Raw genomic sequence first — 21,514 nt, 5'->3', positions numbered from 1 at the left:
GTACGACCAGCCTGTTATCCGGTCATCCCCTACGCCAACCGTCGGAGTGACTACTCCACCCATCGGACGTACAGGGCCACCCGCGCAGCGCCCGTTCCCTCACGCAGGGTGGCTGTCCGTCACTCCTTCGCCACGTCCGGGGACAGGTCCGGCAGCTGCTCGCGGAGGTCCCGCTTGAGCACCTTCCCCGCCGCCGAGACCGGGATCGCCCCGACCAGGTGCACCTCCCGCAGCCGCTGGTAGGGCAGCAGGCGCTCGTTCAGCCCGTCGACGGCGGCGCGGACCGCGGCCCCGTCGGCGCCGGGCGCGGTGGTCAGGAACGCGACCGGGTGCTCGCCGTCGACCCCCACCGGGCGCCCGACGACGGCGGCACCGGTCACGCCCGGCAGCGCCAGCAGCCGCTCCTCCAGGTCGCGCGGGTACACGTTGTAGCCCTTGTGGAGCAGCATGTCCTTGAGCCGGTCCACGATGCGCAGGTAGCCGTCGTCGTCGAGGACGCCGACGTCGCCGGTGTGCAGCCACCCGTCGCCGTCGAAGGCGGCCGCGGTCTCGGCCGGGCGCCGGTGGTAGCCACCGGTGACCTGCGGCCCGCGGATCCACACCTCGCCCTCGGCGCCGGCGTCGAGCTCCTCGCCGTCCGGTCCGGAGATGCGGATCTCGGTGCCCGCGATCGGCTGCCCGACGGTGCCCGGGCGCCGGTCCGCGGACCGGGCGGCGGGGCCGAGGGTGGCGGCCATCGTGACCTCGGTCAGGCCGTAGCCCTCGGAGATGACCAGGTCCTCGCCGAACCAGTCGCGCAGCGCCCGGATGATCTCGACCGGCAGCGGTGCCGCGCCCGAGGTCAGCGACCGCACCGAGGACAGGTCCCCGGCGGCCTCGCGGTGGGCGAGCAGCGCCGCGTACACCGGCGGCGCGCCGGACAGTGAGGTGACGGCGAACCGGGTGGCGTCGGCCAGGTAGGCGCGCGGGTCGAAGCGGGCGTGCACGATCGTCGTCGTCCCGGTGAGCAGCGGGACGTTGAGCCCGCCGATCGTGCCCATCGCGTGGAACCAGGGGGCGATCCCGATCGCCCGCCCCGTGCCGAGCGGGGTCGGGAACTCCGACGCCGGGCCGGGGTCGGCCAGGACGACGCCGGGCCCGTGCGCGGTGGCGGTCACGTCCGGCCGGGCGCCGGTGCCCCAGCAGGCGGCCTGCAGCGCGTTGGTGAGCACGTGCCGGTGGGTGACCCGCACGCCCTTGGACCGGCCGGTGGTGCCACCGGTGTAGGCCAGGTGGGCGAGGTCGCGGTCCGGGTCCACCTCCAGGTCGGTGCCCGGCGGGGTGGCCGGCCTGCCGTCGAGGTGCGCGGAGAGCCCGGTCACCTCCGGGGGCAGCTGCTCCGGGTCGCCGTGGGCACCGGTGACGAGCACGCGCTTCAGCGACGTCGCCGGCCGCGCGGCGAGCACCGCGGGCAGCGCCGCCTCCCAGCTGACGACGACGGCCGCCCCCGCGTCCGCGAGCTGCGCGCCCAGGTCGTCCGGTGCGAGCAGCGGGTTCGCCGGGGTGACGGTCGCCCCGGCCAGCAGCGTGCCCCAGTAGCCGATCGCGTACTGCGGGCAGTTCGGCAGGTGCAGCGCGACGACGTCGCCGCGGCCGACCCCGTCGGCGTGCAGCGCGTGCGCGAACGCCGAGGCGCGGGCCAGCAGCCCGCGGAAGGAGACCTCGTGCCCGGCCTGGTGCAGGACCGTCGCGTCGCCGAACCGGTCGGCCGCGCCGCGGAGCGTCGCGGAGGCGGGCAGGGCGGGCACGTCCAGGGCCGGGGCGGGCGAGCGGGCGATCATGCGGTCACCCCCGCCCCGCTACCGGTCCGGGACGACGGGACGACCCCGTGGACGACCATGCGACCTCCATCGGTCTGCCGATGACGTGCGGCACGACCGACCCTAGGCACGGCGGGTGGCACACGTCACGGCCCGCACGGGCCCGGTCCGGTCCGGAGGGGACAGACCGGCGGGCCCCGGATCTCAGTCGCGGGGGGTGAGCAGCCCCCGGGAGTGCGCGAGGGCGACCGCCTCGGCGCGGCCGGAGGCGCCGAGCTTCGCCATCGCCCGGGACAGGTGCACGCTCACGGTCTTCTCGGAGATGAACAGCCGCTCGCCGACGGCCCGGTTGGTCAGCCCGTGCGCGACCAGCTCCAGCACCGCGTGCTCGCGCGGGGTGAGCGGGGAACCGCCGTCACCGGACGGCGGCGCGGGCCGGGGACCGCCGTCGCCTGCCCGCAGCCGCAGCGCGGCGACGGCCTCGGCGAGCGGGCGCGCCCCGAGCCGGTCGGCCCCGGTCGCGGCGACGGCCAGGTCCTCGGCGGCGGCGCGGCGGTCGGCCTCGCCGTCGGTGCCGGGCCCACCGCGATGCGCCCGTCCGAGCAGAGCCTCGGCCCGCCGCCACCGGGCCTCCGCGGCGCGGTAGCCGTCGCCGTACCCGGCGAAGGTCTCCACGACGGCGTCCCAGACCTGCGGTGCCGCCCCGCCGTGGGCCCGGGCGGCCTCGGCGCGGGCCCGGGCCAGCCACGCCCGGCCCTCCGGCCCGACCGCGGTCCCGCGGGGCAGGCCGCGCTCGGCGGTGCGCGCGGCCTCGTCGGCGAGGACGGCCGCCGCCCCGGCGTGCGCCTGCGCCCCCGCCGGGTCGCCCGCGGTGCGGGCGGCCTCCGCGAGATCGGCACGGGCCGCCGCGCCCAGTGCGCACAGCGCCAGCTCGCCGAGGTGGTGCGGGTACTCCGCCCGCAGCACCCCGAGCGCGGTGGCGACCCGGTCCACGGCCAGGGCCGGGTCGCCGCGCCAGCGCGCCGACTCGGCCCCGACGACGCCCTGCAGCAGCGCGGCCTGGTCGTGCACCGGTGGCTCGGTGGCCAGCGCGGAGAGCAGCTCCTCGGCGCCGTCGAGGTCGCCGCGGGCCACGCCGACCAGCGCCCCCGCCACCGCCAGCAGGCCGGTGACGCGCAGCGGCAGCGTGGGGTCGACGTCCGCGGCGGTCCGGACGGCGGCGTCCCACTCCCCGCGCTGGACGTCGACGCGGACCTGCGCGATCCGGAACTCCAGGCCGTACCCGCCCCAGACCAGGCCGTACGCGGCGGCCCGGCGGGCCCCCTCGGCGAGCTCGTCCGCGGCGGCGTCGAGCAGGCCGTCCTCGATGAACGACACCCCGCGGTTCCACACCGTCCGCAGCTCGACGACCCGGTTCCCGGACGCGGCGGCCAGCGAGGCCGCCCCGGCGAGCCGGTCCCGGGCCGCCTGCGGGTCCCCCTCCATCCGGGCGCAGAAGGCCAGGGTGATGAGGGCGTCCGCGCAGACCGCGCTGAGGTCGCGGTACGCGGCCGACCCCTCCGCGGGCGGCGCGGTGTCGTGGACGGCACGGGCCACCGCCAGCGACGCGCGGGCGTGCGACCAGGCGGGCTCGGCGTGGTCGGCGCTGAGGTGTGTCCGCGCGAGCACGGCGTGCGCCCAGGCCAGCTCCGTGCCGGGTGGGCCTCCGGCCTGCAGCTCGACGGCCTCGGTGGCCGCGGCCACCGCCGCGTCCAGCCGGGCCCCGCTGTCGAGCAGCCGCATCGCGTAGTGCCGGCGCGCCACGGCCCTGGCGTGCGGATCCTCGCCGAGGTCGGCGACCCGGACCGCACGGGCCCCGAGGGCGATGCCCCGTTCCGGGTCGCCCGAGGCGCTCGCCGCCCAGGCCGCCTCCCGGGTCAGCGCGCTCTCGGTGACACCGGTGAGCCGCTCGGGGTCCTCGACGGCCGACCACAGCTCCAGTGCCCGCTCGGCGTGGGCCAGCATCTCGGCCGGGCCGTGCCGCCGGTGGGCCTCCTCGGCGGCGCGCACCGACGCGGCGAGCGCCCGCGGCAGGTCGTGGGCGGCCAGCGCGTGCCGGGCGAGCGCGGCGGCCACCCCGGGGGCGTCGTCCCGGCGGGCGAGCAGCGCGGTGAGCCGCGCGTGCAGCCGTACCCGCTCGCCCGGGAGCAGGTCGTCGTGCACGGCCTCGCGGAGCAGGGCGTGCCGGAAGGCGTAGGACTCCGCACCGGGCGCCGGGTCCGGGACGAGCAGGTGGTGCGACACCGCCTCCCGCAGCCCCGCCTCCAGCTCGGCCGCGGACAGCTCGGACGCGTCGCGCAGCAGGTCGTGGGGGATGCTCCGCTCGGCCAGCGAGGCCACCCGCAGCACCTCGCGCGCCGGTCCGCCGAGCCGGTCGAGCCGGGTGAGCAGCACGTCGGCCAGGCCGCCCGGCAGACCGTCGGACCCCGCCGCGACCAGCTCCTCGGCGTAGAAGGCGTTGCCCTCGCTGCGGGCGGCGATCCGGCGCAGGGTGGCCTCGTCGACACCCCCGGTGGCCGCCCGGGCCCGGACCAGGGCCAGCACGGCGTCGGGCGTGAGCGGGCCGAGCTCGACCCGGCGGACGGCGGGCAGCCGGACGAGCTCGGCCAGCGACGCGCGCAGCGGGTGCCTGCGGTGCAGGTCGTCGGAGCGGTAGGTGCCCAGCACCAGCAGCCGCTGCGAGCCCAGCCGGGCGAGCAGGAACGCGAGCAGCTCGCGGGTGGAGCGGTCCGCCCAGTGCAGGTCCTCCAGCACGACCAGCAGCGGCGCCGCCGCGGCCGCGTCGCGCACGGCACCGGCCACCGCGTCGAACACCTGCAGGCGCCCGGAGTCCCCGTCGCCCGCCGCGGGACGGGGTGCCTCCGCCGCGCCGGGCAGCAGCCCGTGGAGCACCGGCCGCAGCGCGGTGCCCGCCCGGGCCAGCGCGTCGAGCACCTCGGAGAAGGGCAGGTAGGGGAGTGCGGCGCCGCCCGCGTCGAGACACCGCCCGACGACGACCTGCGCGCCCGCCCCCGCGGCGGCCCGGCCGAGTGCGGTGGCGAGCCGGGACTTGCCGATCCCCGCCTCCCCGGCGAGCAGCACGGCGCGGGCCCGACCGGCCCGGGCCGCGTCGAGGTCGCGGAGCAGGCCGGCGAGCTCGTCCGCGCGGCCCACCAGATCGTCCGGGTCCGGGCCGGTCGCGCCGCCCCCGTGGGTCCCTCCCGCCGTCATGGAGCGAATCGTGGCACGGGACACCGACACTCCCGGGGCCGCGACGGCGGTACCCGCCCGTCGGCGCGGCTCAGGCACGCGGCCCGGCCGGGACCCGCCCGCCCGGTGCCACCGGGTCCCGCCCGGTCCGTACCGGGGGGACCGGGCCGCGGGGCGCCGACGGGTGCCGCGCGGCCCGGGGCGGGTGGGGTGTCCGGTCCGGTGCCGGTCCGGCGACGGCGGTCCCGCGGGGGACCGGCGGCCGGGCGGCGGTGAGCCGGGCACGCAGCCGCAGCCACAGCCGTCCCACCGCCGACGGGCCGGCCGCGCCGCGCAGCAGCCGCTCCGTGCGGTACCGGTCCGCCTCCTCCCGCAGCCGGGCCTGCCGCTGCTCGGCGAGGGCGACGAGATGGTCCATCGGGATGTGTGTCATCAGCATGGTGACGACACTGCGGCTGAGGGGGTCGCCCGGGCATCGGGCGATCACGCCGTCCCGCGGGCCGCCCGGGGCCCGCGGGTAAGGGGTCCCCTCAGTCCCGCCCGGCGGGCGGGGGCAGCAGGCCCCGGCGGTAGGCCGGGACGAGGGCGCGCGGCACCAGGTGCCGGCGTCCCTCCAGGGTGACCGGCACCAGGTCGGGCGTGGTCGCCTTCCACTGCGACCGGCGGTGCCGGGTGTTCGATCGCGACATCCGTCGCTTGGGAACGGCCATCAGAGGTCTCCTTCTCGGTCGGAACGGACGGTGGGGTCGTCCAGGGCGGCGGGCCCCACGGGCTCGGACTCGGCGCAGGGCTCGTCGTGGGCCCAGCCGAACGGGTCGGGCAGGGCGGCCCAGGCGTCCTCGCCCGCGGCGATCTCGGCGTCGGTGAGCAGCGCGGAGCGCAGGGCGGCGTCGATCTCGTCGGGGTCGGCGTCGTGGCAGATCGCGACGAGGTCCTGGGCGCGGTCGCCCCAGCGCGGGTGCCAGGCCAGCGCGGCCATCGCCCGGCGCTGGTCACCGGCCTCGGTCCACGCCTGCTCGTCGGCGCCGGCCAGCCAGTCACCGGCGTGGCCGATCCGCATGCCGCCGCCCGCGCTCTCCACCCACAGCACCGCGTCGGGACGGGTGGCGAGCCAGACGCGGCCCCGGGCGCGCACGACGCCGTCGAGCAGGCTGTCGATCGCCTCGTGCAGCCGGTCCGGGTGGAACGGGCGACGCGCGGAGAACAGCAGGGTGCGGACGCCGCTGTCGGCGTCCAGCGGGGGTGCCCCGCGCAGCAGCGGGTCGTGCACCCCGCCCGGGACGCCCCGGCGGGCCTCGGGCCCGAGCCCGTCGCAGAAGACCCGGTGGTCGGCACGCCCGGCGAGCAGCCGGGGTGCGGTGGGGCACAGCCGGTCCAGGACGGCGGCGGTCCGGTCCGCGCCCCCGGGCCCGACCGCGCGGGTCAGGACCAGGACGTCGGCGAACTCGGCCTGCCCGACGGCGAGCTGGGCGACGGTCCGCTCGTCGTCGGGCAGCGTGGACAGCCCGCGCTCGGGCAGGGTCGCGTCCCCGGTGGCGTCGTCCAACCAGCGGTCCGGGTCGAGCACGGCCACCACCCCGCGCAGGTCGACGAGGTCGGTCGCGGTGCAGGCCTCGCCGCCACCCGGCGGCTCGAACACCACCGCCCCCAGCGCCCAGCACACCGGCTCCGGCTCCAGGCGCGGGTCCAGGTGCAGTACCACCCGGTCCACCGTCCCGGCCAGCGCGGCCAGGGTCGGCAGCACGTCCTCGCGGATGGTGCAGCTCACACAGCCGTGGGCGAGCTCCAGCACGGTGCGCTCGTCGCGGCCCGCGTCGCGCAGCCGCCGGTGCACCACACCGCGGCCCAGGTCACGCAGGTCGTGGTGGAGCACGACGACACCCGGGTCCAGCTCGCGCATCCGCGTGATCGTCCGCTCCACCCCGTCGGGCTCGGTCCCGCACAGGACCACCAGCTCGGTCATGTCTTCCTCCCGGAGTCGGACGTGGTCACGGTCCGGTGTAGCGTAAACGAAAACGATTCCCATGTTGAGAGGAGGGGCGCGATGGCCAAGTCGACCGACGTCCGGCCGATCGTGAAGCTGCGCTCGACGGCGGGGACGGGCACGACCTACGTGACCCGCAAGAACCGCCGCAACGACCCGGACCGCCTGGTCCTGCGCAAGTACGACCCGAAGGTGCGCAGGCACGTCGAGTTCAAGGAGGAGCGCTGATGCCCGCACGTGCCAAGCCGGTGCGCGCGCCGCGCCGCAAGCCCAACCCGCTGAAGCAGCGGGGGATCGAGCACGTGGACTGGAAGGACGCCGCGCTGCTGCGCACGTTCATCTCCGACCGCGGCAAGATCCGCGCCCGCCGGGTGACCGGACTCACCGGCCAGCAGCAGCGGCAGGTGGCCACCGCGATCCGCAACGCGCGGGAGATGGCCCTGCTGCCCTACCCGCACGCGGGACGGTGAGCGATGGCGAAGCGCTGTGACCTGACCGGCCGCGAGCCGGGCTTCGGCAAGTCGGTCTCGCACTCCCACCGGCGCACCAGCCGGCGCTGGGACCCCAACGTGCAGACCCGCCGCTACTGGCTGGCCGAGGAGAACCGCTGGGTGCGGCTCACGCTCTCGGTGAAGGGCATCAGGACGGTGGACCGGATCGGTGTCTCCGCAGCGGTGGCGAAGATCCGGGCGAACGGGGTGAAGGTCTGATGGCCACGACCGGGCAGATCGCGAAGAACGAGCGGCGGAAGCAGATCGTCGCCCGCTACGCCGAGCGGCGGGCCGAGCTCAAGGCGATCGTCGCCCGCCCGTCGACGCCGGAGCCGGAGCGGGCCGCCGCGGTCGCCGAGCTGCGCCGCCAGCCGCGCGACGCCAGCGCGACCCGGGTCCGCAACCGCGACTCGGTCGACGGACGCCCCCGCGGGCACCTCCGCAAGTTCGGGGTGTCGCGGGTCCGGCTGCGCGAGCTCGCACACGACGGCGCACTGCCGGGTGTCCGCAAGTCGAGCTGGTGACGAACAGCGGTTGACCTGCAGGAACCGGGTTCCGGGACCCCCCGTTCGGGGGCCCGGAACCCCGGTGTAAAGTTCTTCCCGTCGGTGAGAGCGAGGCCCTCGGGCCCGCGGGACACCGGTGCTGCCGCCCCCTTAGCTCAGTCGGCAGAGCGTCTCCATGGTAAGGAGAAGGTCTACGGTTCGATTCCGTAAGGGGGCTCTACAAGGGGCCTCGCCGCATGCGGCGGGGCTTCTTGCATGACGGTGTAGCTCAGTTGGTAGAGCAAGCGGCTCATAATCGCTGTGTCGCCGGTTCAAGTCCGGCCATCGTCACCACGTTGGCGCATCATTCACGAGACATGCTGGGAGGCACCCGCGATGGCCAAGGCCACGGACGTGCGGCCGAAGATCACTCTGGCCTGCGAGGAGTGCAAGCACCGCAACTACATCACCAAGAAGAACCGGCGGAACGACCCCGACCGGCTCGAGATCAAGAAGTTCTGCCCGAACTGCGGCACCCACCGGGCGCACCGCGAGACCCGCTGAGTGCGTAGCGACTCCCGGAGCTGACAGTGGTCGACCAGTCCTGGGTCGGGCACAGCTCGGACCCGGTCGGGCCGTACCAGGTCGGTCGCGAGAAGATCCGCGAGTTCGCCGTCGCCATCGGTGACGGCGATCCGCTCTTCCGCGACGTGGACGCGGCACGTGCCGCGGGTCACGCCGACCTGGTGGCCCCGCCGACGTTCCCGACCTGCTTCACGATGCCGGTCATCGAGGGCTTCCTCCGGGAACCCGCGTTCGGGTGGGACTACACCCGCATGGTCCACGGCGACCAGCGGATCACGTTCCGCAGGCCGGTCGTCGCCGGCGACGAGCTCACCACGGTGCTGCACGTCGACGAGCTGCGCACCCGGGCCGGCAACCACATGCTGACGCTGCGCTGCGAGGTCACCGACGCGGCGGGCGAGCCGGTGGCGACCACGCACTCGATGCTGGTCAGTCCCGCCGGTGAGGACGCGGGCAGCGAGGGGGACGCGTGAGTGCACCGCTGACCCCGCAGACCGCCGCCGCCTGCGCCAAGGGCGACGTGCTGCCGTCGCTGACCGTGCAGGTCACCCGCGCCGACCTGGTGCGCTACGCCGGTGCCTCCGGCGACCTCAACCCGATCCACTGGAGCGACCGCGTCGCCTCGGTCGCCGGACTGCCCGGTGTGATCGCGCACGGGATGCTCTCGATGGCCCTCGCCGGCCGCGTGCTGACCGCGTGGACCGGGGACCCGGCCGCGATCCGCAGCTACGGCACCCGCTTCACCCGGCCCGTCGTCGTCCCGGACGACGACACCGGCGCCACCGTCGAGCTCTCCGGCACCGTCGCCGAGGTGCGCGAGGAGGGCGGGGAGCGGATCGCCGTCGTCGATCTCAAGGCGGCCTTCGAGGGGAAGACGGTGCTCGGCCGGGCCCGCGCCGAGGTCGTCCTCCCGGGGTGAGGCGACCCGGGGTACGGGCCCGCGGAAGCGGGTGCGTACACTCGTTCCAGCCGGACGCACCGGATGATCCGTTGCGTCCGCCCCGCCGCCACGTGGCGGATCGGGGCAAAGGGGTGTAGCTCAATTGGCAGAGCAGCGGTCTCCAAAACCGCAGGTTGCAGGTTCAAGTCCTGTCACCCCTGCCACGACGCCGCAGGCCGCCGGAGATCACGGCGGCGCGGCCGACGGCACGGACGGCGAAGCGACGAGGGTTCTCCCGAAGCGGAGGACGTGACCGAGGGCGGGCGGACGCCCGCCACGTGCGGAGGGCGACACGCGTGAGCGACGAGCACGAGTCGGAGCGGCCCGGGCGGGAGCGCCCGAGCAACGCCGCCGACCGTCGTGGGCGGCGGGCCTCCGGCTCCGCGAGCACCCCCGGCAAGGGCCGTGCCACCCCGACCCGCGCCACTGCGGCGACGAAGGAGAAGAAGCCGTCGCTCTTCGCCCGGCTCGCCCGGTTCCTGCGCGAGGTCGTCGCCGAGCTCCGCAAGGTCATCTGGCCCGACCGCGGCCAGATGGTGAAGTACACCATCGCGGTCCTGATCTTCGTGTCGATCATGGTGGCGCTGGTGTTCGTGCTGGACTCGGCGTTCGCCGAGGGCGTCGCCCTGCTGTTCGGCAACTGACGCGAGTACGAACGCCGACCGGCTCCGACCGACACCGAACAATGGAAGCGAGTAGGACGTGACCTCCGACAGCAAGGCGTACGACGAGGCGGCCGACGAGGCCGCGATCGACGCCGTCGCCGAGAACGCGGCCGACGAGACGCTGCCCGAGCAGTCCGTCCAGGACGCCGACGTCGAGGCGGCGCACGGTGAGGACGTCGTCTCCGGCGACTACACCGAGGCCGACGACGACTCCACCCCCGGCGCCGTGGCCGAGACGCTCGAGGGTGAGGACGCCCCGACCGCCGAGGACGACACCGCCGAGGCGGGCGCGACCGACGCCGACGAGGCGGACGCCGTCGCGGAGGAGCCGGCCGAGGACGTGGACCCGGAGGAGGAGCTGCGCGCCGCACTGCGTCGCGCGCCCGGCGACTGGTACGTCGTCCACTCCTACGCGGGCTACGAGAACAAGGTGAAGTCGAACCTCGAGACCCGGGCGCAGACCCTGGACGTCGAGGACTACATCTTCCAGGTCGAGGTGCCCACCGAAGAGGTCACCGAGATCAAGAACGGGCAGCGCAAGAAGGTCCAGCGCAAGGTGCTGCCCGGCTACATCCTGGTGCGGATGGAGCTCAACGACCAGTCCTGGGGCGCGGTGCGGAACACGCCGGGCGTCACCGGGTTCGTCGGCGCGACGTCCAAGCCCTCGCCGCTGACGATCAACGAGGTCGTGAAGTTCCTGCTGCCGAAGGTCGAGGCCCCCAAGAAGGAGGCCGAGGCCGGCAGCCGCGCGTCCGGCGGCGGCTCCGGCTCGTCCGGCGGCGCCCCCACCATCGAGGTCGACTTCGAGGTCGGCGAGTCGGTCACCGTCATGGACGGCCCGTTCGCCACGCTCCCCGCGAGCATCTCCGAGGTCAACGTCGACGCCCAGAAGCTCAAGGTGCTGGTCTCGATCTTCGGCCGGGAGACCCCGGTCGAGCTCGGGTTCAACCAGGTCTCCAAGATCTGATCGCACCCGTGAGGAACGTCCGCGGCATGGCAGGGCCGCGTGGCGTGCACATCGATCACTGAGGAACGGACATGCCCCCCAAGAAGCGGAAGCTCTCCGCGATCATCAAGCTCCAGATCCAGGCAGGCGCAGCGACGCCGGCCCCGCCGGTCGGCCCCGCACTGGGCCAGCACGGCGTCAACATCATGGAGTTCTGCAAGGCCTACAACGCGGCGACCGAGGCCCAGCGCGGCAACATCGTGCCGGTCGAGATCTCGGTCTTCGAGGACCGGTCGTTCTCCTTCGAGCTGAAGACCCCGCCCGCGGCGCGGCTCCTGCTCAAGGCGGCCGGTGTCGAGAAGGGCTCCGGCGAGCCGCACAAGACCAAGGTCGCCAGCGTGACCATGGCCCAGGTCCGGGAGATCGCCCAGGTCAAGATGAACGACCTGAACGCGAACGACCTCGACCAGGCCGCCAAGATCATCGCCGGCACCGCCCGGTCGATGGGCATCACGGTCGACGGCTGAGCGAGCCCCCCACACCACCCGTACGCGTGGGAGAGCCGGGCGCGGCTCCTACCACGACCTGACCTCTGAAGGAGACGAGGACAGATGGCACAGCGCAGCAAGGCCTACCGTGAGGCCTCCGCGAAGATCGACGCGGACCGCCTCTACTCGCCGCTCAGCGCGGCGAAGCTGGCCCAGGACACGGCCAGCAAGAACACCGACGCGACCGTCGAGGTCGCGATGCGGCTGGGCGTCGACCCCCGCAAGGCGGACCAGATGGTCCGCGGCACCGTGAACCTGCCGCACGGTACCGGTAAGACCGCCCGGGTCATCGTGTTCGCCACCGGCGACAAGGCCACCGAGGCCGAGGCCGCCGGCGCCGACGCCGTGGGCGCCGAGGACCTCATCGAGCGGATCCAGGGCGGGTGGCTCGACTTCGACGCCGCCATCGCGACCCCTGACCAGATGGCCAAGGTTGGCCGCATCGCCCGCATCCTCGGCCCGCGTGGCCTGATGCCGAACCCGAAGACGGGCACCGTGACGCCGGACGTCACGAAGGCCATCAACGAGATCAAGGGCGGCAAGGTCAACTTCCGGGTCGACAAGCAGGCCAACCTGCACCTCGTCATCGGCAAGGCCTCGTTCGACACCGAGAAGCTGGTGGAGAACTACGGCGCCGCCTACGACGAGATCCTGCGGCTCAAGCCGTCGGCCGCCAAGGGCCGCTACGTCAAGAAGATCACCGTCTCCACCACCACCGGGCCGGGCATCCCGGTGGACCCGAACCGCACCCGCAACCTGCTGGTCGCGGACGAGGAGACCGACTGATCGGCTGATCAGCGCCTGACACGACGACGCCCCCGGTTCCCTGCGGAACCGGGGGCGTCGTCGTGTGCGGGGTCAGGCCCAGTCGCGCAGGACGTCCTCGACGCTCTCCGGTCCGGTGCCGCGACCGGCGGTCTCGGTGACCGTGCGGGAGAAGCGCGGAGCCGGCGCGGCCTGGGGCACGCCGTCGGAGGTGACGATGGTGCCGCGCGCGGTCAGGTGCGCGTTCTCGCGGGCCTCGGCGAACGACAGCACCGGGGTGGTGCAGGCGTCGGTGCCCTCGAAGACCGCGGCCCACTCGTCGCGGGGCTTGGAGGCGAACACCTCGGTGAACCGGGCCCGCATGGCCGGCCAGCCGCCGCGGTCGTACTGCGGGCCGAGCTCGTCCTCGGTGAGCCCCAGGCCGGCGATGAGCTGGGCGTAGAACTGCGGCTCCAGCGCCCCGACGGCCATGTGCCCGCCGTCGGCGCAGGTGTAGGTGTCGTAGAACGGGGCGTGCCCGTCGAGCAGGTTGGAGTCGCGCTCGTCGACCCAGGCGTCCTGGGACAGGAAGCCCCAGAACATCTGGTTCAGCACGCTGACGCCGTCGACCATGGCGGCGTCGACGACCTGGCCCTGCCCGGAGGCCTTCGCCTCCCATATCGCGGCCAGCACGCCGACGACGAGCAGCATCGACCCGCCACCGAAGTCCCCGACCAGGTTCAGCGGCGGGACCGGGCGCTCCCCGGCGCGGCCGATCGCGTGCAGCGCACCGGTCAGCGAGATGTAGTTCAGGTCGTGCCCGGCGCGCGGCGCCATCGGGCCGTCCTGGCCCCAGCCGGTCATCCGCCCGTAGACCAGGCGCGGGTTGCGGGCGTGGCAGTCCTCGGGGCCGACGCCGAGGCGCTCGGTGACGCCCGGCCGGTAGCCCTCCAGGAGGACGTCGGCGGACTCGACCAGCCGCAGCACGGTCTCCCGGCCCGCCGGGTCCTTCAGGTCCGCGGTGACCGAGCGACGGCCGCGCGCCGTCGGGTCGGGCACCGCGTCGGACCCGAGCTTCAGCCCGCCCGACGGCCGGTCGATGCGGACGACGTCCGCCCCGAGATCGCCCAGGATCATCGCCGCGTGCGGCCCCGGCCCGATCCCGGCCAGCTCGATCACCTTCAGTCCGGCCAGCGGACCCTTGCCCCGTGTCACCGTGGACCTCCTCGTCGCGCGAATGGTTCCCGGCGACGGTAGCGACCCGGCGCCGGTGCTCAGCCGGTCGACTCGCGAGCCGGCTCCTCGTAGTCCCAGATGTCCTTGCCGATCTCACGGACGGGATGGTCGGTCTCGTCCCGTTCCTGGATCGTGTAGGCGTAGCGGCCGTGCTGCCAGCCGTCGCGCGTCGCGACCTCCAGCAGGCAGGCCTCGGCCCAGCCGTGCCACTCGTCGAAGTCGCGGGGCAGCGGGTCGGGTGCGTCGCACTCGATCTCGGTCATCCGGTGCAGCACGCCCCGCAGCGGCTGCCAGGCGTGCACGTCCAGCCAGATGTTGTCCATCGCCGGCGCCTCCGTCGGGTGGGGTCGACCCCCAGTCTCGCCGGGCGCCGTCGTGGCGGGCCGGACGGCCGGGGGTCTTCACCCGATCGTGGTCAGGCCTTCAGCAGGTCCTCGCGGCCCTCGGCCTCGAGCTTCGCCTTGTACGGGCCGAAGAGCTGCTTGGCGATCGGCAGCAGCTTGAGGACCTTCGAGACCGGGCCCTTGGCGCGGACGTCGCCCTTGGCCAGCGCGACCGGGAGGATGACCTTGCCCAGCCAGAACCGGTTGCCGGTGTCGGCGGACATGAACAGCTCGATGTTCGGGTCGGGGCCCTGCCCGGCGCCGGTGTGGATCTCCGAGTTCGGCATGTCCACGGTGAGGACGGCGTCCGGGTTCGTGTAGGTGATCCGCAGGACGACCCCGGACGGCTGCAGCTTCGCCACCAGGTCCGGGTCGGCCATCCCGATCCGGAACACCCCGCCCAGGTACTCGTAGACCTCGGCCTCGTCGGCGAACACGGCCATCAGCGCCTCCTCGCGAGATGTGGCCGGGCAGGATGCCGCCCGGCACGTCGCGGCGAGTCTGTCCCGCGCCGTCCGGGGCGCGCAGCCGATCACCGGGCCAGGCTTGGCCCGTCCGGGCCGTGCGGCGGGCCGGGGCGGATCTCAGCGACCGGCCGGGTGCTCGTCGAGCAGCCCGCAGCGCCCCGCCAGCGCGGCCGCCTCGATCCGGTTCGCCGCGCCCAGCTTGTGCAGCAGCGAGGCGATCATGCGCTTGGCGGTGCGCTCGCTGACCAGCATCGGGCGGGCGATGTCGGCGGTCTCCAAACCCCGTGCCAGCAGCGTCCACAGCTCGATGTCGCGTTCACCGAGCCGGTCGAGCAGGCCGTCGGCGGTGCGGTCGGCCGCGACGAGCAGGGCGTCGAGCAGCTCCGCGCGCAGCACCCGCACCCCGGCCGCGATCGACAGCAGTGGCGCGACCAGCACCTCCGGGTCGGCGGACTTGCCCAGGTAGCCGTCGGCGCCGGCGCGCATCGCGGCGGCGGCGAGGTCCAGGTCCTCGGTGCCCGACAGCGCCAGCACCCGGGTGGCGGGGTAGGCGGCCTTGACCCGGCGGATCGTCTCCACCCCGCCCAGCGGGGGGAGTGCGAGGTCGACGATCGCGATCCCGGCCCGGTGCTTCCCGACCAGCGCGACGGCGTCCTCCCCGGCGGTGGTCGAGTCCGCGACCCGGAAGGTGTCCCCGGCGCGGGACTCCAGCAGCAGGGCGAGGCCCTGTGCGAACAGGGCGTGGTCGTCGACGATGACGACCACGTGCGGCGCTGTCGGCACGGGCGGCATGGTCGGTGAGCCTAGTGTGGCCGCCGACCCCGTCCGCTCCCGAGAGGCCCCGACCGTGACCGCGCCCGCCGGTGAACTGCCCGAACGCACCCGGGAGGAGCGCCAGGCCGTCGTCCTGAGGATCTGTGTCGTGCTCGGCGCGGTGGGCCTGCTGGTGGCCCGGCCGGACCTCACCGGGGGCGGACCGGTCGTGGCTGCCGTCCTGATCGGGCTGAGCGCGGTCTACGCGGCCGCGCTCGGGGTCGTCTCGGTGCTCCGCGGGCGGCTGCCCGTCCCGCCGGCCGTGCTGACCGGGGTCGACGGTCTGCTAGCCCTGCTCGCCTGCGGGCTCACCGGTGGGGTGGCGAGCCCGATGGTGGCCGCGCTCCCGCTGGTCGTCATCGCGATCGCGCTGCGCGGCGGGCACCGGCTCGGGCAGCTCGTCGCTCTCGGTCTCGGCGTCGGCTACACCGCGGCGGCGCTGCTCGGCTCCGCCCCGGGGGTCACGGTCGGCGCCGCGGTCGTCGCGGGACTGTGGTGGACCGGTTTCCTGTTCGCGACGGCGGTGCTCACCGGGGTCCTCGTGCGCCTGCTGGAACGCCAGCTCGCCGACATCGCCACCACCCGGGCCCGGGCCGAGAGCGAGCACGAGCGCTACCTGTCCGAGCGCGCGCTGCGGGACCGGATCGTGTCCCAGAGCCGGGCCCGGCTCGACGGGGCCCGCGTCGTGCTGCACGAGTTCCGGACCCCGGTCGCCTCGCTGACCGCGCTGTCGGCCGACCTCGCCGCGGGCAGGCTGGGCGGGGACGCCGCCCGGCGGGCGTCGCGGCTGCTCGCCGACCACGCCGCCCACCTCCAGGACATGCTCGACGGGCTGGCCGACCTGGCGGTCGCCGACGGCAGCCCGCTCGGGCGCGACCGGCCCCGCCGCGTGGCGCTCGCCGAGCTGGCCGACGCCGTGCTCGACGCCGCCGGGATCGCCGCGCACCGGCGGCACCCGGTCGTCGAACCGGCCGGGGCCGCGGTCCACTGCGACCCGCAGCGGCTGCGCCGGATGCTCACCAACCTGGCCGAGAACGCCGCCCGGCACTCCGGCGACGAGGTCGTGGAGCTGCACCTGGCCCACGACGGCGCCGTGCTCACCGCCGAGGTCCGCGACCGCGGGCCCGGGCTGCCCGCGGGTCAGGAGGGCGTCGTGACGGCCAAGGGCGTCGCGCTGGGGGAGCGCCGCGGTACGGCCGGGCTGGGCCTGTGGATCGCCGAGGCGCTCGCGTCCGCGATGGACGGTGAGCTGAGCCTGCTCCCGCGCGAGGGCGGCGGCCTCGTCGCCCGGCTCACCCTGCCGCTCGCCGGCGCCTGAGGACCGGTCTGGCACCCGGGGGCCAGCGCTGGCGCGGGCGACGGCTGTGCCGGAGGTCTCCGCCCGGCCAGGATCGACCGCCATGCGTACGACGGCAGCGGTGCTGTGGGAACCCGGTGGCAAGTGGGAGATCGAGGAGGTCGAGCTCGACTCCCCGAACGCCGGGGAGGTGATGGTCGAGCTGACCGCGTCGGGGCTGTGCCACTCCGACGAGCACCTCGTGACCGGTGACCTGCCCGCGGTCCTGCCGATGGTCGGCGGCCACGAGGGCGCGGGCCGGGTCATCGAGGTCGGCCCGGGCGTCACCGAGCTCGAGATCGGCGACCCGGTCGTGATGACCTTCCTGCCCTCCTGCGGGCGCTGCCCGTACTGCTCCAAGGGCCAGCCGAACCTCTGCAACGACGGCGCCGGAGCCACCCTCGGCCCGCAGCTCGACGGCACCTACCGGTTCCACGCCCGCGGCGAGGACCTGGGCCAGATGTGCCTGCTCGGCACGTTCGCCCGGCACACCGTGGTCCCGGTGAAGTCCGCCGTGAAGATCGACGAGGGCTTCCCGCTCGACCTGGCCGCGCTGGTCGGCTGCGGCGTCACCACCGGCTTCGGCTCCTCGGTGCGCACCGCCGACCTGCGGGCCGGGGACACCGCCGTCGTCATCGGGATCGGCGGCATCGGTGCGAACGCGGTGCAGGGCGCCCGGGCGGCGGGCTGCCGCTACGTCGTGGCCGTCGACCCGGTCGGGCACAAGCGGGAGCGCTCCCGCGAGCTGGGCGCCACGCACGTCGCCGCGAGCATCGACGAGGCCTGGGAGATCGTCAGCGAGGTGACCCGCGGGCAGATGGCCGAGGCGGCGATCCTGTGCACCGGCGTCGCGATGGGCGACGACCTGCAGCCCGCGCTGCAGCTGGTCGGCAAGCGAGGCCGGGTCGTCGTCACCGCGCTGGCCCGCGCCGAGGAGGAGACGGCGTCGCTGTCGCTGCTCGACCTCACGCTCTACGAGAAGCAGATCCGCGGTGCGCTGTTCGGCAGCTCCGCGGCGCAGTTCGACATCCCGCGCCTGCTGGAGATGCACAACCTCGGCCACCTCAAGCTCCGTGAGCTGATCACCAAGGAGTACACCCTCGACCAGGTCAACGAGGGCTACGAGGACATGCGTTCCGGACGCAACATCCGCGGCCTGATCCGCTACTGACCGCCCCCGGCGCGCACCGACGGCCCCGGCCCGCACGAGCGGGACCGGGGCCGTCGGCGTGGGGGAGCGGGTCAGCCGTCGACGAGCTCGCGCACGGTGCGCAGGTGCTCCGGGCTGCCGTCGACGACCATCGTCGTGACCAGCGAGTCGCGGAACACCGGCAGCTCCTCGGCGATCTTCGCCTTCGGGCCGATCAGGGCCACCTGCTCGACCATCGAGGTCGGGATGGCCTTCGCGGCCGCGTCCTTGTCCCCGCCCAGGTAGAGCTCCTGGATGCGGGCGCACTCGTCGTCGTAGCCCATGCGGGCGAAGACCTCGTAGTGGAAGTTAGCGCCCTTGGCGCCCATCCCGCCGATGTAGAGCGCGAGGAACGGGCGGATCCGGTCCGCGGCGGCCTCGATGTCGTCGTCGACGACGACCTGCACCATGCAGACGACCTCGAAGCCGTCCGGGCGCCCGCCGCGGGCGGCGAACCCGGCGTCGAGGGACTCGCGGTAGTGCGCGTCGTGCCGGGGCGCGTAGAACAGCGGCTGCCAGCCGTCGGCGATCTCGGCGGCCAGTGCGACGTTCTTCGGGCCCTCGGCCGCGAGCAGGATCGGCAGGTCGGTCCGGTACGGGTGCAGCGTCGAGCGCAGCGGCTTGCCCAGCCCGGTGCCGCCCGGGTACGGGATCGGGTAGTGCGGCCCGTCGGAGCCGACCTTCTCCCGGGCGATCGTGTCCCGCAGGACCGCCACGTACTCCCGGGTGCGGGCCAGCGGCTTCGGGTACGGCTGCCCGTACCAGCCCTCGACGACCTGCGGCCCGGACGCGCCGATGCCCAGCACCATCCGCCCGCCGGACAGGTGGTCCAGGGTCATGGCGGCCATCGCCGTCGCCGTCGGGGTGCGCGCGGAGATCTGTACGACCGAGGTGCCCAGGCGCATCCGCGTGGTGCGGGAACCGAGCCAGGACAGCGGGGTGAACGCGTCCGAGCCGTAGGCCTCGGCCGTCCACATCGAGTCGAAGCCGAGGTCCTCGGCGGCGTCGACCTTCTCCACGGTCCCCGGCGGCGGCCCGGCACCCCAGTAGCCCAGCGCCAGACCGAGCTTCACGAGCCGGTCCCGAAGGTCACCGGCAGCCGCTTGATGCCGTTGATGAAGTTGCCGGTCAGCCACTCCGGCTCGCCGACCGACAGGTCCGGCACCCGGGTGAGCAGCTCGTGGAACAGGGCCCGCAGCTGCGTCTTCGCGAGGTGGTGGCCCAGGCAGAAGTGCGGGCCGCCGCCGCCGAAGCCGACGTGCGGGTTCTCGGCGCGGGTGATGTCGAAGACGTGCGGGTCGGTGAACGCGGCGTCGTCGCGGTTACCGGAGTGGTAGAACATCACGACCCGCTCGCCCTCGGCGATCCTCTGCCCGCGGATCTCGGTGTCGCGGGTCGCGGTCCGCCGGAAGGTCAGCACCGGGCTGGCCCAGCGGACGAACTCCTCGACGGCCGGCTTGATCCGGTCGTCGAACTCTTCGGTGAGCAGCCGCTTCTGCTCGGGGTTGCGGTCCAGCGCGAGGATCGCGTGGCTGGAGGTCTGCCGGGTGGTGTCGTTGCCCGCGACGCAGAGCAGCACGAAGAACGCCGCGATCTCCTCGTCGGTGAGCGCGTCGCCGTCGACCTCGGCCTGGACCAGGGCGGTCATCAGGTCGTCGGCGGGCTCCTCGCGGCGCAGCGCGGACAGCTCGAACGACGCGGTGTGCAGCGTCATCAGCCCGTTGAGCAGCACCGCCATCGGGTCGCCCTCGCCGATGTAGTCCGGGTCGTTCCAGCCGACCATGGCGTTGGCGGCGTCGGCGACCTCCTGCCGCTTGTCCGGCGGGATGCCGATCATCTGCGAGATCGTCCACATCGGCAGCCGCGCCGCGACCGCGGTCACGAAGTCCGCCGAGCCGTCGCCCGCGAGCAGGTCGTCGACGATGATCCGGGCCTGCTCGGCGATCTGCTCCTCGATCTGCCGGACCCGACGCGGGGTGAACACCGAGCTGATGACCTTGCGCTGGCGGTGGTGTCGCGGTGCGTCCATCGCGAGGATGGAGTGCGCGGCCTCCAGCATGTCCTCGGGCACGTCCTCCAGCATCACGCCGCCGTACTGCTGGCCGGACGCGAAGGTCTCGGCGTCGCGGCTGACGGCCTGGATGTCGGCGTGGGTGACCAGCGCCCAGAACCCGGGGGCATCCGGGTCGGGGAGCAGGTCGGTCTCGGCCGGCGGGTGCCAGGACAGCGGTCGCTCGCGGCGCAGCTCGGCGAACCGCTCCTCGCGGGCGTCCGGGGTCTGCGCCCAGAACGCCTGGGTGGAGATGTCGAGCGGGTCGTACGGGCGCTTCTCCGTCGTGGTCACGGGGTTGCCTCCTCGCGGTTGCGTCGTCGGAACCGGATCAGATCTCGGGTGGGGGGATCATGCCCGTCAGCACGGCACCGCTGATGCCGCCGTCGGCGACGAGCGCGTGCCCGTTGATCCAGGCGGACTCCGGGCCGGCCAGGAACAGCACCGGTCCGGCGATGTCGGCGGGGGCCGCGTGCCTGCCGAGGAACGCGGCGAGCGCGTCGAGGTTCTCCTTGCCCATCGACTCCTCGAAGTCGCCGAGGATGGGCGTCTCGACCGGCCCGGGGCAGACGGCGTTCATCCGCACCCCGTTCTCGCCGAACACGGGGGCCATGAGCATCGTGTAGACGATCAGGGCCTCCTTCGAGAAGTTGTAGGTGTTGCCCGCCTGCGGGTGCTCGGCGAACCAGGCGAGCCCCTCGTCGACGGTGTCGGTGGCGAGCAGCTCGCGCAGCGCCGCCAGCCGACCCGCCCAGGCGTAGCCGGCGATGGAGGCGACGTTCACGATCGCGCCACCGGGGCGGATCCGCTCGACGACCGACTCGGTCAGGTGACGGAGCCCGAGCAGGTTCACCCGCAGCACGAGCTCCGCGGGCGCGGTGCCGGGCACCCCGGCCACGTTGCAGAGGGCGTCGAACTCCCCGTCGAGGGCGGCGACGGCGGCGTCGATCGACGCGACGTCGGACAGGTCGCAGTGCACGTGCCGCGCGACGCCGACGGGGGTGTCCTTCAGGTCCAGCGAGACGACCTCGTCGCCGGCGTCGACGAACCGGCGCGCGACCTCGGCGCCGATCCCGGACGCGGCACCGGTCACCAGTACCCGGCGGCTCACTTGGTGACCAGGAGGTCCTCGCGGCCGTCGGCCTTGAGACGCTCGACGTAGGCCGGGAACAGGCGCTTGGACAGCGGCGCGAGCTGCAGGAGCTTGGTGACCGTGCCGTCGACCTTCACCTTGCCCTTGGCCATGGCGAAGGTCAGGTTGACCGTGCCCTGCCAGTAGGCGTTCGCGGTCTCGGTGGACATGGTCATCGTGGCCTGCGGCTCGGGGGCGCCGTCGTCGGAGCCCTTCCAGACCTTGGCCCCGGGCAGGTCGATGATCAGCGCGGAGTCGGGGTCGGTGCACTGCTGGCGCAGGACCAGGCCGGTGCCGCGGAGCTTGGGCTCCAGCTCGGGGTCGGCCAGTGCGGTCTCGAAGATGCCACCGATGTAGCGGTACAGCTCGTCCTCGTCGGCGAATCCGGGCACGGTTCCTCCACGTCGTCGTGTGTGCGCGTCCTTGCCACCCGAACGTAACGTAGATTACGTTACTGCGGAAGTACCCGACCCCGACGACGTGGAGTGCCGGC

At 74.4% G+C, this 21,514-nt stretch carries 26 protein-coding genes and 3 tRNA genes; 16 read left to right on the top strand and 13 right to left on the bottom strand.

All coding sequences use genetic code 11. The features are described 5' to 3' along the window. Positions 1-119 precede the first annotated feature (119 nt). The 5 genes from KPL57_RS28715 to mrf form a co-directional block, all read right to left on the bottom strand. Positions 120-1,820 carry a class I adenylate-forming enzyme family protein gene (locus KPL57_RS28715; RefSeq protein WP_226353864.1) on the bottom strand — a complete coding sequence of 567 codons (1,701 nt, stop codon included), beginning with the start codon at positions 1,818-1,820 and terminating at the stop codon, positions 120-122. 183 nt (positions 1,821-2,003) lie between these two features. Continuing rightward, positions 2,004-5,048 carry a LuxR family transcriptional regulator gene (locus KPL57_RS28710; protein ID WP_226353863.1) on the bottom strand — a complete coding sequence of 1,015 codons (3,045 nt, stop codon included), beginning with the start codon at positions 5,046-5,048 and terminating at the stop codon, positions 2,004-2,006. Positions 5,049-5,118: 70 nt separating this feature from the next. Continuing rightward, the gene (locus KPL57_RS28705; protein ID WP_226353862.1) at positions 5,119-5,466 is read right to left on the bottom strand and encodes a hypothetical protein; all 348 of its coding nucleotides are present in this window, start codon (positions 5,464-5,466) and stop codon (positions 5,119-5,121) included. Positions 5,467-5,557: 91 nt separating this feature from the next. Then, positions 5,558-5,737, bottom strand: coding sequence for a 50S ribosomal protein L32 (gene rpmF, locus KPL57_RS28700; RefSeq protein ID WP_226353861.1), 180 nt, complete (start codon positions 5,735-5,737; stop codon positions 5,558-5,560). Next, the gene (gene mrf / locus KPL57_RS28695; protein WP_226353860.1) at positions 5,737-6,990 is read right to left on the bottom strand and encodes a ribosome hibernation factor-recruiting GTPase MRF; all 1,254 of its coding nucleotides are present in this window, start codon (positions 6,988-6,990) and stop codon (positions 5,737-5,739) included. Before mrf ends, rpmF begins: the two co-directional genes overlap by 1 nt. A gap of 81 nt (positions 6,991-7,071) precedes the next feature. Here mrf and rpmG (KPL57_RS28690) point away from each other — a divergent pair, with 81 nt between their 5' ends. From rpmG (KPL57_RS28690) to rplA, 14 genes are all read left to right on the top strand, one after another. Further along, positions 7,072-7,239, top strand: a complete 168-nt coding sequence (gene rpmG / locus KPL57_RS28690) for a 50S ribosomal protein L33 (RefSeq protein WP_020623297.1) — start codon at positions 7,072-7,074, stop codon at positions 7,237-7,239. After that, complete coding sequence (gene rpsR, locus KPL57_RS28685) at positions 7,239-7,481, top strand: 30S ribosomal protein S18 (protein ID WP_226353859.1); 243 nt, start codon at positions 7,239-7,241, stop codon at positions 7,479-7,481. Before rpmG (KPL57_RS28690) ends, rpsR begins: the two co-directional genes overlap by 1 nt. Before the next feature lie 3 nt (positions 7,482-7,484). Beyond that, complete coding sequence (gene rpmB, locus KPL57_RS28680) at positions 7,485-7,721, top strand: 50S ribosomal protein L28 (protein ID WP_179761792.1); 237 nt, start codon at positions 7,485-7,487, stop codon at positions 7,719-7,721. Further along, positions 7,721-8,026 (top strand): 30S ribosomal protein S14, encoded by a 306-nt coding sequence (gene rpsN / locus KPL57_RS28675; protein WP_226353858.1) that lies wholly within the window; start codon positions 7,721-7,723, stop codon positions 8,024-8,026. The genes rpmB and rpsN overlap by 1 nt, the downstream gene beginning before the upstream one ends. 126 nt (positions 8,027-8,152) lie before the next feature. Next, positions 8,153-8,225 (top strand) — tRNA-Thr (locus KPL57_RS28670). A 40-nt stretch (positions 8,226-8,265) separates the two neighbouring features. After that, positions 8,266-8,341, top strand: a tRNA-Met gene (locus KPL57_RS28665). A gap of 42 nt (positions 8,342-8,383) precedes the next feature. After that, a complete protein-coding gene (gene rpmG / locus KPL57_RS28660; RefSeq protein WP_020623293.1) occupies positions 8,384-8,551 on the top strand; it encodes a 50S ribosomal protein L33 in 168 nt (55 codons plus the stop codon). Positions 8,552-8,577: 26 nt separating this feature from the next. Continuing rightward, entirely contained in the window at positions 8,578-9,045 is a 468-nt protein-coding gene (locus KPL57_RS28655) for a MaoC family dehydratase N-terminal domain-containing protein (protein ID WP_100878745.1), read from the top strand. Then, positions 9,042-9,491: a MaoC family dehydratase gene (locus KPL57_RS28650; RefSeq protein WP_226353857.1), complete on the top strand. Its 450-nt coding sequence runs from the start codon at positions 9,042-9,044 to the stop codon at positions 9,489-9,491. The genes KPL57_RS28655 and KPL57_RS28650 overlap by 4 nt, the downstream gene beginning before the upstream one ends. 109 nt (positions 9,492-9,600) lie before the next feature. Further along, positions 9,601-9,676: transfer RNA gene (locus KPL57_RS28645), tRNA-Trp, on the top strand. A gap of 132 nt (positions 9,677-9,808) precedes the next feature. Next, positions 9,809-10,156, top strand: coding sequence for a preprotein translocase subunit SecE (secE, locus tag KPL57_RS28640; protein ID WP_062397901.1), 348 nt, complete (start codon positions 9,809-9,811; stop codon positions 10,154-10,156). A 58-nt stretch (positions 10,157-10,214) separates the two neighbouring features. After that, positions 10,215-11,144, top strand: coding sequence for a transcription termination/antitermination protein NusG (nusG, locus tag KPL57_RS28635; RefSeq protein WP_226353856.1), 930 nt, complete (start codon positions 10,215-10,217; stop codon positions 11,142-11,144). 71 nt (positions 11,145-11,215) lie between these two features. Beyond that, positions 11,216-11,650 carry a 50S ribosomal protein L11 gene (rplK, locus tag KPL57_RS28630; RefSeq protein ID WP_073576496.1) on the top strand — a complete coding sequence of 145 codons (435 nt, stop codon included), beginning with the start codon at positions 11,216-11,218 and terminating at the stop codon, positions 11,648-11,650. 84 nt (positions 11,651-11,734) lie between these two features. Continuing rightward, positions 11,735-12,457: a 50S ribosomal protein L1 gene (gene rplA / locus KPL57_RS28625; RefSeq protein ID WP_226353855.1), complete on the top strand. Its 723-nt coding sequence runs from the start codon at positions 11,735-11,737 to the stop codon at positions 12,455-12,457. A gap of 72 nt (positions 12,458-12,529) precedes the next feature. On the opposite strand, the gene KPL57_RS28620 is transcribed toward rplA, so the two are convergent. The 4 genes from KPL57_RS28620 to KPL57_RS28605 form a co-directional block, all read right to left on the bottom strand. After that, on the bottom strand, positions 12,530-13,630 hold the full coding sequence (locus tag KPL57_RS28620; RefSeq protein WP_226353854.1) for a CaiB/BaiF CoA-transferase family protein: 1,101 nt from the start codon (positions 13,628-13,630) through the stop codon (positions 12,530-12,532). A gap of 59 nt (positions 13,631-13,689) precedes the next feature. Further along, positions 13,690-13,974 carry a hypothetical protein gene (locus tag KPL57_RS28615; protein ID WP_226353853.1) on the bottom strand — a complete coding sequence of 95 codons (285 nt, stop codon included), beginning with the start codon at positions 13,972-13,974 and terminating at the stop codon, positions 13,690-13,692. Between the two features lie 92 nt (positions 13,975-14,066). Continuing rightward, positions 14,067-14,477 (bottom strand): sterol carrier protein, encoded by a 411-nt coding sequence (locus KPL57_RS28610; RefSeq protein ID WP_226353852.1) that lies wholly within the window; start codon positions 14,475-14,477, stop codon positions 14,067-14,069. 141 nt (positions 14,478-14,618) lie between these two features. Continuing rightward, entirely contained in the window at positions 14,619-15,284 is a 666-nt protein-coding gene (locus tag KPL57_RS28605; protein WP_226353851.1) for a response regulator transcription factor, read from the bottom strand. A gap of 25 nt (positions 15,285-15,309) precedes the next feature. Here KPL57_RS28605 and KPL57_RS28600 point away from each other — a divergent pair, with 25 nt between their 5' ends. Together KPL57_RS28600 and KPL57_RS28595 are read left to right on the top strand one after the other, a co-directional pair. Then, complete coding sequence (locus tag KPL57_RS28600; protein WP_226353850.1) at positions 15,310-16,632, top strand: sensor histidine kinase KdpD; 1,323 nt, start codon at positions 15,310-15,312, stop codon at positions 16,630-16,632. 82 nt (positions 16,633-16,714) lie between these two features. Beyond that, complete coding sequence (locus KPL57_RS28595; protein WP_226353849.1) at positions 16,715-17,821, top strand: NDMA-dependent alcohol dehydrogenase; 1,107 nt, start codon at positions 16,715-16,717, stop codon at positions 17,819-17,821. A gap of 71 nt (positions 17,822-17,892) precedes the next feature. Here the strand turns inward: KPL57_RS28595 and KPL57_RS28590 are convergent, their stop codons facing one another. The 4 genes from KPL57_RS28590 to KPL57_RS28575 are packed head-to-tail and all read right to left on the bottom strand — an operon-like array spanning position 17,893 to position 21,413. Beyond that, positions 17,893-18,912, bottom strand: a complete 1,020-nt coding sequence (locus KPL57_RS28590; protein ID WP_226353848.1) for an LLM class F420-dependent oxidoreductase — start codon at positions 18,910-18,912, stop codon at positions 17,893-17,895. Then, positions 18,909-20,183, bottom strand: a complete 1,275-nt coding sequence (locus KPL57_RS70430) for a cytochrome P450 (protein WP_226353847.1) — start codon at positions 20,181-20,183, stop codon at positions 18,909-18,911. Before KPL57_RS70430 ends, KPL57_RS28590 begins: the two co-directional genes overlap by 4 nt. A gap of 37 nt (positions 20,184-20,220) precedes the next feature. Next, a complete protein-coding gene (locus KPL57_RS28580; protein WP_226353846.1) occupies positions 20,221-21,000 on the bottom strand; it encodes a coniferyl-alcohol dehydrogenase in 780 nt (259 codons plus the stop codon). Continuing rightward, positions 20,997-21,413, bottom strand: a complete 417-nt coding sequence (locus KPL57_RS28575; protein ID WP_226353845.1) for an SCP2 sterol-binding domain-containing protein — start codon at positions 21,411-21,413, stop codon at positions 20,997-20,999. The genes KPL57_RS28580 and KPL57_RS28575 overlap by 4 nt, the downstream gene beginning before the upstream one ends. Positions 21,414-21,514 lie beyond the last annotated feature (101 nt).

Source organism: Pseudonocardia sp. ICBG601 (assembly GCF_020496245.1).
The sequence above is the reverse complement of the archived record's forward strand: the minus strand, read 5'-3'. Positions and strand labels throughout refer to the sequence as shown.

What these genes read in the sequence shown, in the direction of transcription:
- KPL57_RS28715 (WP_226353864.1), bottom strand. Translation starts at nt 1,820, where the DNA reads ATGATCGCCCGCTCGCCCGCCCCGGCCCTGGACGTGCCCGCCCTGCCC.
- KPL57_RS28710 (WP_226353863.1), bottom strand. Translation starts at nt 5,048, where the DNA reads ATGACGGCGGGAGGGACCCACGGGGGCGGCGCGACCGGCCCGGACCCG.
- KPL57_RS28705 (WP_226353862.1), bottom strand. Translation starts at nt 5,466, where the DNA reads ATGCTGATGACACACATCCCGATGGACCATCTCGTCGCCCTCGCCGAG.
- rpmF (WP_226353861.1), bottom strand. Translation starts at nt 5,737, where the DNA reads ATGGCCGTTCCCAAGCGACGGATGTCGCGATCGAACACCCGGCACCGC.
- mrf (WP_226353860.1), bottom strand. Translation starts at nt 6,990, where the DNA reads ATGACCGAGCTGGTGGTCCTGTGCGGGACCGAGCCCGACGGGGTGGAG.
- rpmG (WP_020623297.1), top strand. Translation starts at nt 7,072, where the DNA reads ATGGCCAAGTCGACCGACGTCCGGCCGATCGTGAAGCTGCGCTCGACG.
- rpsR (WP_226353859.1), top strand. Translation starts at nt 7,239, where the DNA reads ATGCCCGCACGTGCCAAGCCGGTGCGCGCGCCGCGCCGCAAGCCCAAC.
- rpmB (WP_179761792.1), top strand. Translation starts at nt 7,485, where the DNA reads ATGGCGAAGCGCTGTGACCTGACCGGCCGCGAGCCGGGCTTCGGCAAG.
- rpsN (WP_226353858.1), top strand. Translation starts at nt 7,721, where the DNA reads ATGGCCACGACCGGGCAGATCGCGAAGAACGAGCGGCGGAAGCAGATC.
- rpmG (WP_020623293.1), top strand. Translation starts at nt 8,384, where the DNA reads ATGGCCAAGGCCACGGACGTGCGGCCGAAGATCACTCTGGCCTGCGAG.
- rplK (WP_073576496.1), top strand. Translation starts at nt 11,216, where the DNA reads ATGCCCCCCAAGAAGCGGAAGCTCTCCGCGATCATCAAGCTCCAGATC.
- rplA (WP_226353855.1), top strand. Translation starts at nt 11,735, where the DNA reads ATGGCACAGCGCAGCAAGGCCTACCGTGAGGCCTCCGCGAAGATCGAC.
- KPL57_RS28615 (WP_226353853.1), bottom strand. Translation starts at nt 13,974, where the DNA reads ATGGACAACATCTGGCTGGACGTGCACGCCTGGCAGCCGCTGCGGGGC.
- KPL57_RS28610 (WP_226353852.1), bottom strand. Translation starts at nt 14,477, where the DNA reads ATGGCCGTGTTCGCCGACGAGGCCGAGGTCTACGAGTACCTGGGCGGG.
- KPL57_RS28595 (WP_226353849.1), top strand. Translation starts at nt 16,715, where the DNA reads ATGCGTACGACGGCAGCGGTGCTGTGGGAACCCGGTGGCAAGTGGGAG.